Source organism: Streptomyces sp. NPDC088350 (assembly GCF_044753545.1).
Lineage (GTDB): Bacteria > Actinomycetota > Actinomycetes > Streptomycetales > Streptomycetaceae > Streptomyces.
The window spans coordinates 453722-467525 of record NZ_JBIVNL010000008.1 but is presented as its reverse complement, the minus strand read 5'-3'; the positions used below and the strand labels follow the sequence as shown (position 1 = coordinate 467525).

The 13804-nt window shown below is 66.8% G+C and carries 13 protein-coding genes and 3 pseudogenes; 6 read left to right on the top strand and 10 right to left on the bottom strand.

Translation table 11 applies throughout. The annotated features are described in order from the left end of the window. The first annotated feature begins 165 nt into the window (after positions 1-165). Both ACIQBL_RS29785 and ACIQBL_RS29780 read left to right on the top strand, forming a co-directional pair. Positions 166-600 carry a DUF485 domain-containing protein gene (locus ACIQBL_RS29785; protein ID WP_401946581.1) on the top strand — a complete coding sequence of 145 codons (435 nt, stop codon included), beginning with the start codon at positions 166-168 and terminating at the stop codon, positions 598-600. After that, positions 597-2204 carry a cation acetate symporter gene (locus ACIQBL_RS29780; protein ID WP_401946579.1) on the top strand — a complete coding sequence of 536 codons (1608 nt, stop codon included), beginning with the start codon at positions 597-599 and terminating at the stop codon, positions 2202-2204. Before ACIQBL_RS29785 ends, ACIQBL_RS29780 begins: the two co-directional genes overlap by 4 nt. An 84-nt stretch (positions 2205-2288) precedes the next feature. Here the strand turns inward: ACIQBL_RS29780 and ACIQBL_RS29775 are convergent, their stop codons facing one another. Then, entirely contained in the window at positions 2289-3128 is an 840-nt protein-coding gene (locus ACIQBL_RS29775) for a lysozyme (protein WP_401946576.1), read from the bottom strand. 39 nt (positions 3129-3167) lie between these two features. Between ACIQBL_RS29775 and ACIQBL_RS29770 the strand changes: the two are divergent. Beyond that, positions 3168-3293: pseudogene (locus ACIQBL_RS29770) on the top strand (MerR family transcriptional regulator); the annotation flags it as partial. 118 nt (positions 3294-3411) lie between these two features. Here the strand turns inward: ACIQBL_RS29770 and ACIQBL_RS29765 are convergent. Then, a complete protein-coding gene (locus ACIQBL_RS29765; protein WP_401946574.1) occupies positions 3412-4731 on the bottom strand; it encodes a cation:proton antiporter in 1320 nt (439 codons plus the stop codon). A 339-nt stretch (positions 4732-5070) separates the two neighbouring features. Between ACIQBL_RS29765 and ACIQBL_RS29760 the strand changes: the two genes are divergently transcribed. Next, positions 5071-5376 (top strand): hypothetical protein, encoded by a 306-nt coding sequence (locus tag ACIQBL_RS29760; RefSeq protein ID WP_401946572.1) that lies wholly within the window; start codon positions 5071-5073, stop codon positions 5374-5376. On the opposite strand, the gene ACIQBL_RS29755 is transcribed toward ACIQBL_RS29760, so the two are convergent. Continuing rightward, positions 5328-6197, bottom strand: a complete 870-nt coding sequence (locus ACIQBL_RS29755; RefSeq protein ID WP_401946891.1) for an NAD(P)H-binding protein — start codon at positions 6195-6197, stop codon at positions 5328-5330. The genes ACIQBL_RS29760 and ACIQBL_RS29755 overlap by 49 nt on opposite strands. Before the next feature lie 148 nt (positions 6198-6345). On the opposite strand from ACIQBL_RS29755, the gene ACIQBL_RS29750 reads away from it, so the two are divergent. Continuing rightward, positions 6346-6618, top strand: a complete 273-nt coding sequence (locus ACIQBL_RS29750) for a hypothetical protein (protein WP_401946888.1) — start codon at positions 6346-6348, stop codon at positions 6616-6618. A gap of 42 nt (positions 6619-6660) precedes the next feature. Here the strand turns inward: ACIQBL_RS29750 and ACIQBL_RS29745 are convergent. Further along, positions 6661-7023: pseudogene (locus ACIQBL_RS29745) on the bottom strand (transposase); the annotation flags it as partial. Between the two features lie 439 nt (positions 7024-7462). Between ACIQBL_RS29745 and ACIQBL_RS29740 the strand changes: the two are divergent. Continuing rightward, positions 7463-8578: an N-acetylglucosamine-6-phosphate deacetylase gene (locus tag ACIQBL_RS29740; protein WP_401946570.1), complete on the top strand. Its 1116-nt coding sequence runs from the start codon at positions 7463-7465 to the stop codon at positions 8576-8578. Here the strand turns inward: ACIQBL_RS29740 and ACIQBL_RS29735 are convergent. The 6 genes and pseudogenes from ACIQBL_RS29735 to ACIQBL_RS29710 all read right to left on the bottom strand — a co-directional run bounded on the left by ACIQBL_RS29735 (position 8568) and on the right by ACIQBL_RS29710 (position 13797). Next, positions 8568-9416: an ISAs1 family transposase gene (locus ACIQBL_RS29735; protein WP_401946567.1), complete on the bottom strand. Its 849-nt coding sequence runs from the start codon at positions 9414-9416 to the stop codon at positions 8568-8570. The genes ACIQBL_RS29740 and ACIQBL_RS29735 overlap by 11 nt on opposite strands. Continuing rightward, a pseudogene (locus tag ACIQBL_RS29730) lies at positions 9304-9585 on the bottom strand (transposase family protein); the annotation flags it as partial. The gene ACIQBL_RS29735 and the pseudogene ACIQBL_RS29730, both read right to left, overlap by 113 nt. A gap of 314 nt (positions 9586-9899) precedes the next feature. Continuing rightward, positions 9900-10676, bottom strand: coding sequence for a pentapeptide repeat-containing protein (locus ACIQBL_RS29725; protein ID WP_401946565.1), 777 nt, complete (start codon positions 10674-10676; stop codon positions 9900-9902). Further along, positions 10660-11550: a phosphotransferase family protein gene (locus ACIQBL_RS29720; protein WP_401946562.1), complete on the bottom strand. Its 891-nt coding sequence runs from the start codon at positions 11548-11550 to the stop codon at positions 10660-10662. The genes ACIQBL_RS29725 and ACIQBL_RS29720 overlap by 17 nt, the downstream gene beginning before the upstream one ends. A 13-nt stretch (positions 11551-11563) precedes the next feature. Beyond that, entirely contained in the window at positions 11564-12934 is a 1371-nt protein-coding gene (locus ACIQBL_RS29715) for a hypothetical protein (RefSeq protein ID WP_401946560.1), read from the bottom strand. Beyond that, positions 12931-13797, bottom strand: coding sequence for a hypothetical protein (locus ACIQBL_RS29710; RefSeq protein ID WP_401946557.1), 867 nt, complete (start codon positions 13795-13797; stop codon positions 12931-12933). Before ACIQBL_RS29710 ends, ACIQBL_RS29715 begins: the two co-directional genes overlap by 4 nt. Positions 13798-13804 lie beyond the last annotated feature (7 nt).

Here is a 13804-nt window from a genome sequence, read left to right as displayed (position 1 = left end):
CCCACAACATCCGAGGTCAGAGCGTCGCAGGGGTCCTCACCAGGGAGTTCGTCGGAAGTGCTGCGCGGGGTCCGACACCCGCATAGCGTGCGGTGACCCGGACCACTTTCCGCGTTCTCGCGGTCCGCACCTCTTGGGGCCCACGACCCACTAGGAGATCTTGGAATGTCTTCCGACAGCTCCGAGTTACACCCGCTTCAGCACCGGCCCGGGCGGCACGCCTCCTCCGCCCCTCCGATGTGGGCGTCGGCCCCGCAGAGCGACCGCAGGCCAACAGCCTGGACCCGATCGGTGACCGGGCCGCACCGCGATCTGCGTCTGCTGCGCCGGGCCTGCCGTTGGCAGCGACGGGTCGCCACGTTCGCCGCCCTCGGCTACTTCGCCGTCTTCCTCACGCTCACGGTCGAAGTCCCCTCGGTGATGACCCGTCCCGCCCCAGGCGGCCTGCCCACCGGACTGTTCCTCGCCCTGGTGCAACTCCCCGTCACCTGGCTGGCCGTGCTCTTCTACGAGGGCATCGCGCGCCGCTACGTCGACCCCCTCGCCCGCCGGGTGCGCCGTCAGGCGCATCACGCCCGCGACGGTGAGGTGCGGCCGTGACGGACTTCGAGGGCTCGGCGCAGTCCTGGTCGCTCGTCGCGTTCTTCAGTGTCGTGACCCTCACGCTGCTGCTGTGTGTCGTCACCGGCCCCGACCGAGACGACCTGGACGAGTTCTACACCGGCTACCGGTTGCTGTCGCCCCTGCGCAACGGCCTGGCCATCGCCGGTGACTACATCTCCGCGGCCACCGTCCTCACGGTCGGCGGCATCATCGCCTTGTGCGGCTACGACGGCGTCGTACTGGCCCTGAGCACCCTGCTCTCCTTGATGCTGCTGATGTTCCTGCTGGCCGAACCGCTGCATCACACCGGCAGGTTCACGATGGGCGACGTGCTGGCCCGTCGTATGCCCGGCCGCGCGGTACGCATCACCGCGTGCGCGGTCACCCTCGCCGCGCTGGTGCCGATGATGGTCGTGCAACTCGCCGGTGTGGGGCAGCTGCTGGCGTTCGTCCTCGGCTTCTCCGACAGCACGATGCGCACGGGCTGCGTCGTCGGCGCCGGCACGCTGATGATCACGTACGCGGCCATCGGGGGCATGCGCGGCACCGCCCTGATCCAGATCCTCAAGACGGTGATCCTCCTCGGCTCCGGGCTGGTCGTCGCGGCGCTCATCCTGCACACCTTCGGCTGGAGCCCGCAGACCCTGTTCGAGTCCGCCGCGCAGAACAGCGGGGCCGGCCCCCACTACCTGCGCTACGGCCTGCAGTTCGCGGGCGGAAAGCATCCCGCCCTCGACATGGTGAGCACCCAGTGCGCCATCGTGCTGGGCGGTGCCTGCCTGCCGCACGTGACGATGCGGATGTACACCGCAGGCAGCACCCGTCAGGTGCGGCGCGCGATGTCCTGGGCCGTCTCGGCGGTCGCCCTGTTCATGGCGATCATCACCGTCGTCGCCGTCGGCGCGACCGCCCTCATCGGGGGCAAGCAGATCGCCGCCGCGGACCCGCGCGGCAACACCGCCTATCTGCTCGGGGCGCGGGCCGCGTTCGGGACGGATCTCTCCCGCGCGGAGAGCCTGCTGTTCACCACTGTCACCACGGCGATCTTCCTGACCCTGCTGGCGTCCGTGGCCAGTATGACGCTGGCCTGCGCCAACTCCCTGGCCCACGACGTCGTCGCCCGCGCGGGCATGCCGCCCCTGCGGGAAATGGCGCTGGCCCGGCTGGCCGCCCTGGCCGTGGGCATCCCGGTGATCGTGCTGGCGGTCCTCGCCCAGCACCGCAGCCTGCAGCCACTGGCCATCGTCTCCTTCTGCCTGGGCGCCTCGGCCATCGCCCCCGCGCTCGTCTACAGCCTCTTCTGGCGCCGCTACACCCGCGCCGGCCTGCTGTGCACACTCATCGGCGGCAGCCTCAGCGTCCTCGTCCTGATGACCGGCACCAACCTCGTCTCCGGCTCCCCCCAATCGGCCTTCCCCGAAGCCGACTTCAACTGGTTCCCGTTCACCACCACCGCCCTGGTCTCGGTCCCGGCCGGCTTCCTGTGCGGCCTGCTCGGCACCGTCCTGTCGGGAAGAAGGGCGACCGCGCGCGAACGCAACCGCTACGAGGCCATCGAGCCCGTCCTGCTGGCCGGGCCGTCACATCCCCGGAGCGGATGACCTGCGTGGGTGCCACCGGCGGTACGAACCGGGCCGGTGCGAGCCTGCGGGGCGTCCCCTGAGCCCGCCCGGCACACGGCCGCGTCAGCCGGTGGCAAACGCCCCGAGCGTGTCCGGGGAACCGTTGAACCTGTCGTGGTCGCCGACCGTGGCCCCCGACGAGGTGTACTGCCACATCGTGTACGCCGACCAGCCCGCCGGAAGCGCCCCGGGCGAGCTGGCGTACCGGGCCACCCACAGGGGGTTGGTGGTGCCGAAGCCCCGGTAGCCGCCCGTGCAGAGGGTCCACCAACTGGTGGAGGTGTAGATGACCGCGTTGCGGCCGGTTCTCACCCGGTACCGGCTGAGGAAGTCACCGATCCAGGTGACCATCCCGTCGGTGGACTTGCCGTAGCAGGAGTCCCCGTAGGGGTTCCACTCGATGTCGAGGGCGCCGGGCAGGGTGCGGCCGTCGGCGGTCCAGGAACCGCCGTGGTCGACGAAGTAGTCGGCCTGGGCGGTACCGCTGCCGGAGTCCGGGGCGGCGAAGTGGTAGGCCCCACGCACCATGCCGGTGTCGTAGGCGCCCTCGTACTGCCCGCCGAAGTAGGGGTTGCGGTAGGAGGTGCCTTCCGTGGCCTTCGTGTAGGCCCATCGGGTGCCGCTGCTCCACAGGGTGGACCAGGCGACGTCACGCTGGTAGCTGGAGACGTCGACGCCCTCGGTCTGTCCGGCCCGCGTGGCCGGGGGTATCGCATCGGGCGTACCGGCGATTCCGTCGTGGGCCATGACGCCTATGCCCATATAGGCGCTGCCGCGGACGGGTGCGGGTTGGGGCGCGGCGGGCGCGGCCGGCACGCCGGTCGCGGTGAGGAGGAGGCCGGACAGGACCACGGTCAGACGCAGGCGTGAACGGCCGTACCGGGATGATATGGATCTTCGCATGGCATCCATCTGACCCTCGGTCGCGCCGAGTCGCACGTCATGTACCGCCAAAGACACCACAGGTTCTACGCCGACGAGGGCGTCGTCACACCCACGGGCCTCACCGAGGGCGGCTTCCGGCGGTACGACGTGCATGCCATCGCCCGGCTCGAACTCTTGCGCACCCTGCGCGACCGGCCTGAAGGTGCTCACCAGGCGCCACCTGGTCCGAGACATGACCCCGAGCAGCCATCCCGCCGCACTCCGCCTGCGCGTCTCGATGATCTGGGCCGAGGAAAGGACCTCACCCGGACCGCCCGTTGGACACGACCCGATACGTGTCCTGGACCGCTGTGCCCACGGTGTCCGACGGGTGCTCGGACACGTCCGTCTCCTCCGGCTGGCCGGCGCGGCTGCCGTCGCTGTGGCGGCCGATGATCCAGCTCAGCAGCGGGCCCGACATCGCGGTCGTGACGACGGCCATGACGACCATGAGCGAGTACAGGTCCCGGCCGAGGAAGCCCAGTTGCAGGCCCACGTTCAGGACCATGAGTTCGGTCAGGCCGCGGGTGTTCAGCAGCGTCGCGAGCGCGGCGGACTGCCGTACCGGCATCCGGTTGAGGCGCGCGGCGGCGAACGCGCCGGTGAACTTGCCGCCGACAGCCACCAGCACAATGAGTCCCAGCGTGCCCAGCCCGCCCGCGTCCAGCCCGGAGAGGTCGACCTGGAGACCGGCGACCAGGAAGAACACCGGCAGTAACAAAGTGGCGCTCAACTCGCCCAGCCGCTCGTGCACATCGGCGTGCAGCCGTTCAGCGCCGGTGCGCGGCAGGATCACGCCGAAGAGGAACGCGCCGAAGATGTAGTGCAGGCCCACCCACTCGGTGGCGGCGGCCGACAACAACAGACCCACCAGGACACTCGCGAACACGGCCGGGGTGAGCCTCAGCGCGGGGCGGCGGGCCACGAAGCGTCGCAGCAGCGGCCGTACGACGAAGTGCATGCCCAGTACCCAGGGGAAGGCGAGCAGGACGTGCCACTGGCCGGGGTCCGCCGAACCGCTGACGGCGACCACGCCGGCCAGCAGTGTCCAGGCCAGGACGTCGTCGACGCACGCGCAGGCCAGCGCGACCACACCGAGCGGGGAGCGGTCCATGCCCCGGTCGGTGAGGATGCGGGCCAGCACCGGGAACGCCGTGACCGACATGGCGATGCCCATGAACAACATGAACGCCGTCCTGTCACGGGTGCCGTAGTCGTCCATCAGATGCAGCGCGAGCAGCATGCCCAGGCCGAACGGCAGCAGGACGGAACTGAACGACACCGTCGCGGCGAGGCTTCCGCTGCCTCGGATCATCGCGGCGTCCCATTGCAGGCCGACGAGGAACATGAATACGACGACGCCGACCGCGGCCAGAGCACTGAGCAGCGGCCGGATGTCGGCCGGGAACAGGGCGTCGCTGAGCGCCCCGTGGAAGAGGGTCGGCCCCAGCGCGATACCGGCGAGGACCTCGCCGATCACCGCGGGTTGGTTCAGACGCCGGGCGAGCGCACCGAGCAGGCGTGCCAGCAGCACGATGGCGGCGAGACCGAGGAGCAGTGACGCGGTCTGGTGGGTCGTCATGGCGATGGGTCTCCGTAGGGGTGGGGTTCGGCCCGGGAGCAGAACAAGGGTCGCGCCGGGGCACAGCGACAGCGGAGAGCTGGGAGCACGCACGCGGGACAGAGGCAAAAGTCGGCAGTCACTGTGTGCGGTCGGCGGGCTTGCCCGGCCGGTCTGTTCAGCGGTTCGGCGGTTCCGCGGAGCGGATCGACGCGAGGGGGCTGGAGCGGGCACCGGCCGCGTGTGGGTGAGCGCGCACGATCGCGGAATCCACCGACACCCCAGTCCAGTTGAGGTCCTCGCCGTTGCCGACGGGGGGCCGTCCTGCCTCCTTCGGAGCGCGGTGTCAAGGTCGGTCTGGTGCAGACTCGTGTCCACGGTGCCGAACTCACCGAGCCGGCGGGCTTGTTCGCAAGCGGTCGGCTCAGCCTGCGAGTCGCCGAGACGTTTCCGTTCGAGCGGGTCGCAGAAGCGCACACCATGCCGGCCAAGGACAGGATTCGGGATCGCCTTGACGTTCCGGGCAGGCCGCACTTCACATCGTCGCCGCGGGGGCGATACGCATCTGACCGCCAGCGGCCCAACGCATGGTCCGGAGACGGGAGTTACCCCGGCCGCTACCGCGTCCCGGTTTCGTCCGGAGCCGAGGTGAACGCCTCGATGTGATCCTGGGCCCACTGCCTGAAGGACCTGGCCGGGCGACCCGTCACCACACGGACGGTGTCCTCCACCTGGGCCTTGGCACCTTCTCTCTGCCGTTCCGCGCTCGCCAACAGCGCCTCGACGACCGGGGGCGGGCAGCGTCCGCTCAGCGTGGCACGGGCCTCGTCCGTGGTCAGTTCCTCGAAGCGCAGAGGGATGTCGAGCAGGCGGCCGAGCTCGCGGGTCTGGGCGACCGCGGTGAGGGCCTGCGGTCCGGTCAGCGTGTAGGCGCGGCCGGCGTGACCCTCCTCGGTCAGGGCCCGTACCGCGACCTGGGCGACGTCGCGGGGGTCCACACACGCGTTGGGCGACGTTCCGTACAGCGCGCGGACGGTGCGCCCGGAGCGGATACCGGCGGCCCAGGACAGGGAGTTGGACATGAACGCGCGTGGGCGCAGCAGGGTCCATTGCAGGCCGCAGGCGCGCAGCAGTTCCTCGTTGGCGCGCTGCCAACCGGTGATGAGGTCATCGGCCCGGTCGTCGAGGACGGCCGCCGCCGAGAGTTTCACCACCCGTCGTACTCCGGCAGTGCGGGCAGCCGACACGAAGCGGGCGTCGTCGTCGCGGTCGGGGCGGGTGGTGACGAGGAACGCCACGTGCACTCCCCTCAGGGCGCGGGCCAGCGACGGCGGGTCCGTGTAGTCCCCGGCGACCGTTCGGACCCTCGGGAACATCCCTTCGGCCTTCGCCGGATCCCTGGACATGACCCGCACGCACGGGCCGGCGGGGAGGCCGCGGACCACCTCCCGTCCCACCGTCCCGGTGGCTCCCGTCACCAGGATCAGCGGGTCTTCCCTGCGCCCGGTCCGCCACGGCACCCATTGCCTGCCGCCGCCGTACTCGTCCATTCGCCTATACCTCCACGCCCTGTTCCCTTTTGTATCGATTCTTTGTGGATTCTTCAGCTCCTCGCATTCCCGGCCCGCCACCTGGCTGGCGGAATCGCCGGGCGGGGCGGGAGCGGGCCGGGGCGTATGGCATAGCCAGGTCACGATCAAGCTCACGAGTGACGAGGCGCTGGTGTTGTCGCACTGGCTGGAGAAGCTCCAGATGACGGACCTCAGCCAGGTTGTCGACGATCCGGCGGTCTGGGCGCCGATCCATAGGATCGCCGAAACGCTCGACAAGGCGCTTCAAGGGCTGTTCGCATCCGACTATGACGAGCGGCTTGAGGCGGCTCGTCAGAGGCTTCGGCCGGAGGACTGATCGAGCGGCCTGAACTCCTCGGCCGACTGCGGCGGGTTGGCGTTCGTAGAAGGTGACGGCGCGGAGCATCGCGAAGAGGACGTCGGCTCGTCGTCTGGCGAGGCACGGCCTGGGTGTGGTGCTTGCCCTGGCTGATCTGCTTGTCGTAGTAGGTCCGCGATGCCGGGTCGCCCAGGGCAGCGAACACGGAGAGGGAGAAGTCCCGTTTGAGCTGTTTGTTTCCCCGCCGGGAGGGCTGTTCGCCGCGGATCGAGGACCCTGAGCTCCGGGTCGCCGGGGCGAGGCTCGCATAGGCGGCGAGGTGGCCGACGGTCGGGAAGGTGCTGCCGTCGCCGGCCTCGATCAGGATGCGCTTCCGGTCCTGACGCCGATGCCCGACATGGACGTCAGGACCTTCGAAAGAGGGCCTCGGACTCATGATCGGCTTCGAGCCCACCCCTGACGCTTGACCAGCACGGTCGCTGAGTCTTTCGTGTCAGGGCCACTTCAGGGAGTACGCGGACACCAGGACGCTCGCGACTACGGTATCGCCGCCACCTGCCGCAGGACCGTCTTCGCCTGGCTGACCCGGCTACGACACCCGCCGCCGACACTCCGCCAACGGTCACCTCAGCCCCAACGAATACGAACACCGACACCACACCGCTAAACTCACGCTCGCCGCGTGATCAATAACCGCGTGCCCACCTTCACGGGGGAAGGACCGAGTCCCCGGCGGGGTGGTCAAGGCAGGCTTTCTTTCGGAGATCCCGGGTCGCCAGCTGAGAAGAGGTCCGACGTGGTAATCCTGACAGGCAAGGACCCAGGCACGGGCAAGCCCTTAGCCGTCACGGTGCGGCGGGGGGTGATCGCCGCCATCGGACCAGGCCCGGCCCACGAACCGTTCTGGCTCGCGCCCGGCCTCGTCGACCTGCAAATCAACGGTTTCGGCGGTTACGATCTCAACGCCGAGGACACGGCGCCGCAGACCGTTATCGAGCTCACCCGTGCACTGTACCGACATGGCGTGACCACATTCGTGCCGACGCTCGTCACCGCTTCGCATGACCGGATTGCCCATGCCCTGGACGTGATCGCCACCGCGCGACGGTTCGATCCACTCGTCCGGTATTCAATCCCCTACGCCCATCTCGAAGGGCCGCATATCTCTACGCACGACGGCCCGCGCGGCGTGCATGACGCCGCGCAGATTCGTCCGCCCTCGATCGAGGAGTTCTACCGCTGGCAGAAGTCCAGTGGCGGGCTTGTCGGCATGGTCACCCTGTCGCCGCACCATGACCGGGCCCCCGCCTACACGGCCGAGCTAGCCGGCCGAGGTATCCATGTCGCGATTGGGCACACCCACGCCGAACCGGCCCAGATCACCGCAGTCGCCAGTGCCGGAGCCCGGCTCTGCACACACCTCGGTAACGGCGCGCACGCAGCACTCCCTCGTCACCCGAACTATATCTGGACGCAACTCGCCGACGACCGCCTCTCCGCCGGGTTCATCGCCGACGGGCACCACTTGCCGTCCGACACGCTGACCGCAATGATCCGGGCCAAGGGCCTTGGACGTTCGCTGCTGGTGTCCGACGCGGTAGCCCTCGCGGGGATGCCGCCGGGCCGCTATTCGACCCCAGTGGGCGGCTGCGTTGACCTAAGTCCGGAGGGACGGCTTGCACAGACGGGCACACCATTTCTGGCCGGTGCCGCGCGGGGGCTCGCCGACGGAGTTGCGCACGCGGTGGTCTCGGCGCGACTGAACCTAGGCGAGGCTGTCCGGCTCGCCACCAAGAATCCAGGCCGATTCGTCGGCGAACGCGGACATTTACGCGTGGGCGCTTCCGCCGATTTACTGCGCTTCCAATGGTCGCCGGGCAGTTCGACGATCACCCCGAAAACCGTACTTGTCCAGGGCCGGGCGGTCCTCAGCCAGGGTCCCTTGCATGATCGAGGTCTGTCCGGATTCATCCGGTGAGTCCGAGGGCAGCCAGGGGCCTTCGCCAGTCGCGGGCATGGTGCAGAAGATTTTCGATCGTCCAGTGCCCTCTGATCCAGGCGGCGAGCTGGGCGCCGGTAACCGCGCCGGGCGGCAGGTTGGTGATCAGGTGGACGCGCTCGATGGTGAGCTTGCCGCTGGTGAAGTCCTTCCTCCTGCGCACGACGTGCAGGGCCAGGCGGGCATCTGGGTAGCCGAGGTGGACGAAAGCTGCGGCCTTCAGCCGTCGGATCTCCAGGCGGTGATGGGCCCGCGTACGGTCGTAGTTGTCGAGCCTGATCTCACGCCATGGCAGGCGGCGGACCCTGTCGAACAGGCTGGGATGGTTGGCCTTGACCCTGGGCATGCAGTGGGCACCGCGCTCGCGGAGGTAGGTGCCGTGAGCATGCTGGGTGTGCAGCGCGTCGGCGGTGATGACCGCGCCGGTCAGGTCGACGCTGTCCAGCAGGGGCCGGAAGGCGGGGATCTCGTTGCTCTTGTCGGTGACCCGGCGCTGGGCCAGGACGTGTCCGGTGCGGTCCATCGCGGCGAGCAGGGTGACGTGCCCGGTGACGTGGGTGCGCGAGCCGCGCAGGGCCTTGCCGGCGACAGCGATCGCCCGTAGTCCGGGGTCGGCCGGGGTGACGCGGGCGGTGAGGAACGCCGATCGCTCGGTCCAGGGCGTCGCCGTCGAACTGAACGAGCAGACAGCGCAGGGATATGAGGGTGCGGGACGGACACGGTGCCGGAGAGCGGGTCGGTGGGAAGCCGAGAACCCGGCAGGCCCACGCAGGGACGTCGCCGATCCATTCCGTGATCGCGGTGAGCGAGCGGGCACCGGCCAGGACACTCGCCGCGGCCGCGGCGACCAGGGCGGACAACCGGTAGCGGCGGCCACGGACGCCTCGCGGGTCGGGCACCAGATCCAGGAAACCGGACAGCGCGACCACGTCCGCCAGCGGGACCGGCGCGGTAGTCCGGCCCAGTTGGGCCAGCGCGGTGGGCATGGCAGAAAATGCAGGAGCAGGCACGGACTCGCCAGGTGTTCATGGGACTTCGACACTCACATGACCACTGAGACCGCGCCTGCACCGTGTCCGCCCCTGCCCGAACCGGGATATCCCCTCCAAGAACGGGCCAGCACAGCACTCCGGACGAAACGTGATCATGCAACGGCCCCTGGGTCCTCAGCTAACGACTTCTGAGGCGAAATTCTGGCTACGGCCCTGACAGCGCTGGCCCTAGTCTTCGTTGGGAATATTCGGCAGCCAGCAGCATTCTTGCCTTTGATTCGCAACGGTAATGAGGCGACGCCAGGATGCTATGAGCCCAAGTAGAACTCAGCTCGCTCGGACACCGAGTTGAGGTCAACCCCGTACTTTTGGGCTGCGGCCATGTCGCCGGGAAGGTTCCATCTGCCGTCATACCTGGCGCCTCCCGGCAGCGTGCAGCGCCAAAGTGATCCAGCGGTCCGCAGCGATTCCTCGTCCAAGATTGCCCCCTCAAGATCGGCCCAGCTAAGGTCGACGCCGTTCAGACGGCTTCCATTGAATCGCGATCTCCTCAAGATCGCGCCTACGAGTACGCATCCGCGCAGGTCGGCACCCGAGAAATCGCCGCTACTGCACCTGATGTTAGTCAGGTCTCGGCTAGTGAAGTCAAGATTGGTTAGGTTCCTGCCGTCCAAGATACCGTTGTAAAGGACTCCTGAGGTCTTGAGGTCAGCGAGCGCAACGGTGGAAACCTCTCCACCCAGTCGCAGTCGCTCGATCAGGCGCTCCGCGTCCCTCGAGACGGCTTCCTGTTGCTCATCCCGCACCCGCTTGCTCTCAAGTACCCGGTCGACCATCACAAGGAAGATGGCCGCGCTAATAAGGCCTGTGCCGACGCTGCCCAAAAAATCGACTATCACGGCCCAGCCGTCGCCGCTGATCCATTTCCACAGGTCGCGCCAGGCCCAGCTACCTTTGTTGTATCCGGACGAGCGCCATTTGATCAATATGCCAAGTATCCACATCCCGAAGCCAGCTGTTATGCAGAACCCGATGAGCGTAGTGGAGTACAGCTTTCTGGAGAAGAAATTACGCCTCCTTGCCAAGCCATGCCCTCCGCTTCTGCCACGTAGTCCACTGCGGTAAGCACCAATCCCAGACGTTCGACCAACGTGCGGCTCTATTGGTGGAAACTGCCATGTACCAGTCATGGACAAGAGTCACGTCGGCCACCAGGTCATACGCGCGGGCCAGGAGACGTGAGGCAGGCCAGACGGAGCTGCGCAGGTACTCGGACTGGAACTCGAGCAGTTGCTCAGCGTCGCAGTTCCGCGAGAATGCAAATGCCGCGATCGCCAGGTCCAACTCGAGACTCACTGAGCAGAACTTGTCCCAGTCGATGAGGATGATATGGCCGTTCCCGCCCATGATCATGTTGCTTGCCGTCAAGTCTCCGTGGGTCGCCGCGTCCGAATTGTCGAGCAGCTCGCTAAGCAGGCCTTTGCCTGCGGCCCTGACATTCTCCCCGGCCCTAGCAATCTCCTCTCTACCGTCTGCCATTGCGGCCTCCGCTTCGTCCCAGACGTGGTCATAAATCGAGGGACAATGACCATATCCGCGCCGACTGTGCAGCGCTGCGACTATCCGGCCAAGTTCTGCGGCTGCCAATAAGGTGACCGCTAGTTCATCGCCTGGAACCATGGTGTAGCTTGATATCAGGTCACTGCCGGTAACCGAGAAACGAGCTTCCCCTGGGAAGTAGGCGTAGGACTGCGCAATTTCACCAAGCGAGGCAGACAATCGAGTGGCGTGCTCCAACGACAAGGGCGTGCGCCGGTAAATACGGGGGTTTACCCGACCGTTCCGTTTCACGAAGGCACAGTAGATCTCCGCTACAACCCCGCCGGTGACTCTCTCCGCGAGCGAGTTCACCACCTCGTACCCGTCGGCTTGGGCTTCGGCAGCCAGCCAGGCCGGCACTGGCGTAGGCCGCTCAGTCCGCATAGCTTAAGATCGATCCAGAAACGGGAACCGCAATCATTTGTGTGCGAGCCTTCGCTAGACTGTCGAACGAAAGTGCACAGCCGTTGCCGTCCAGGATGCTCACAAGGGCGGGTACAGATGCCTTGAGCCGTACAGCCAGATCGAGCAGCGTGACCTCAGCGCACGCGGTTGCGCTGACGATGCACAATCGCGCTATCTCCCCGAATCGCCCGCACGCAGCGTCCGGGCGAGGGATCTCCCTTGGTGTCCTGAGGAGGCACCCTGAGGCATCCAGGAGTTGAGCGTGAGTTCTCAGCAAGATGCCGACCTGCTCTAGCCTATCCGTGTCCAGCATCCCTGAGGCGCGCAGCGCGTCCACAAGGGCTGGGGGCACTGCGGCGCCGTGACCGCGGTCGACGTTTTCAAGCACCCTGGCCGCAACGGCGGTGACAAGCATTGAATTGATGATATCTCCGGCCGGGATATCGGAAGTCAGGGTGCCGTTCGAGATATGCATCGGTATTTTCCCCGCCAGGACCCTCCTTCGGACAAGCGAATACATATTCGACACCAGCTCGGCCGAGCCTGGGGCACGGGGGCCGATCCGTGCAGACGTCCTAGGGTAGTCTGTCATCAGGAGACTGTATGCGTTAATCTCGGACGCCGAGGGCATTACTACTTTTCTGGTGAACGCGGGGGCCGATAGGTTCGGATAGTCAATCAGGGAATAGCCCATGGGCCTGAGTTTGATCCCGCCATCGCTGTAGCGGTCCGCGCTGTAGAACGCCACGGGGCTGATAGTCTCTCGCACCACGATCGGCCAGATTAGCGGCGTTAGCGCGTACCACGGAAGGTTGACTACCTCGCCGATCTCCCCGGCAAGGTAGAGGTGCAAGGATCCGCTGATCCCGGTGATGTCCTGCGGGGACGCCGTCGTCCACGATCCCGGCCGACCGCTGGCGCTTACACCGAACTCATCATCTTCCCTGGTGCGGAACTCCAGGCAGTGCGCCCGGATGATGTGGCCGCCGCAATTCACATCGAGCGAGCCGTGGTGGATCCTGACCCGGCAGGGGAATCGCCCAGTTGAGCCGGCGACTTCGTCGCGGAGGCGGTAGAACAGCCCAATAGGATTCTTGTAACTGGACCGCTCCCAGGCGGCTGAGTATGAGATGACCTCGATGTCAAAGGCCGGGCTCATAACACGGGCTAGCGCCTCAAGATCATCCTGAACTCCATTGTAACTGCCCCTGGGATCGGCGACCCACAATATCCGGCGTCGCGACGAGGCCGTGGTCTCGTCCAGCCGTGCGAGCCACAGACTCGCCGTCAGGTCGATGGCATCTAGTTTTCGCGAGAACGCTACGAGTGGCATGTTCATTCTGGCGAAGATGCCCCCGTGAGCAAGGATCTCACGAACTCTTTCATCCGCTCGACCTGAGAAACGCCTGCAACCTCGGAACAGTAGTAAGCGAATATCCGATCGAACGCGTCCCGCTCCCAGTGCACCTGGTCCGGATCTGTTACCAGGAGGCCGCTGCCCACCGGTGTCTGTGGCGTCGAGCGGAACGCCGTGATCACTGCGTCGTCTAGGATGACCGGAATATGGAAGATGCCGGTGTCGGCGCACACCATGTGGTTCGAGCCGCTCTGGCCGTATACGGCATCGATACGGCCGATGATCTGCGCGACCAAGACGGGCATGAGCTCTGCCGGGACTAGTTCGCGGACTTTCTCGGCATAGCGCGGACTGTTGCGGAAGATGAGGAACGTCTCGCAGCCAGGAGCGTCCAAACACGTCGCTACTTGCCGGTCCATGTTCGGCTGGTTGGTAGCGCCGTCGCGGAGGTTGAAGTACCAGTCCGGGTGGAGCGGCAGTGGTCCCACGTAGACGCCGCGAAGTGACCTCGTGCCGCGAGCGATCCTGTCTCGGATCGTGGCGAGGTACTCGTCCCTCGTCGCGAGGGATCGGGAGCCGCCCTTCGGGCCGCGATCCGGTTTCAGTAGGCCCCTTATGGTCTTCAGGAGACCGGACCCGATTTCACCTCTGCCGGCCTGGTCTGAATGACTGGCGCAGAGGAGTAACGAGCTCTCCATAGTCGGCCTGCCTCTCGATCCGTCGCGGAACTCGACAACCCGGGAGGGCAAGTCAGCACATCCCGGGAACGGGCAGATGTTGCCCACTAGGCTCGTCAGTCCCGCCAATAGCTCAGCCGGAGGAGCCTCCAAGACCTCGATCCTCATCTAGCCA

Excerpts from the sequence above, each read along its gene's own strand:
- ACIQBL_RS29785 (WP_401946581.1), top strand. The coding sequence starts at position 166 with ATGTCTTCCGACAGCTCCGAGTTACACCCGCTTCAGCACCGGCCCGGG.
- ACIQBL_RS29775 (WP_401946576.1), bottom strand. The coding sequence starts at position 3,128 with ATGCGAAGATCCATATCATCCCGGTACGGCCGTTCACGCCTGCGTCTG.
- ACIQBL_RS29765 (WP_401946574.1), bottom strand. The coding sequence starts at position 4,731 with ATGACGACCCACCAGACCGCGTCACTGCTCCTCGGTCTCGCCGCCATC.
- ACIQBL_RS29715 (WP_401946560.1), bottom strand. The coding sequence starts at position 12,934 with ATGAACATGCCACTCGTAGCGTTCTCGCGAAAACTAGATGCCATCGAC.
- ACIQBL_RS29710 (WP_401946557.1), bottom strand. The coding sequence starts at position 13,797 with ATGAGGATCGAGGTCTTGGAGGCTCCTCCGGCTGAGCTATTGGCGGGA.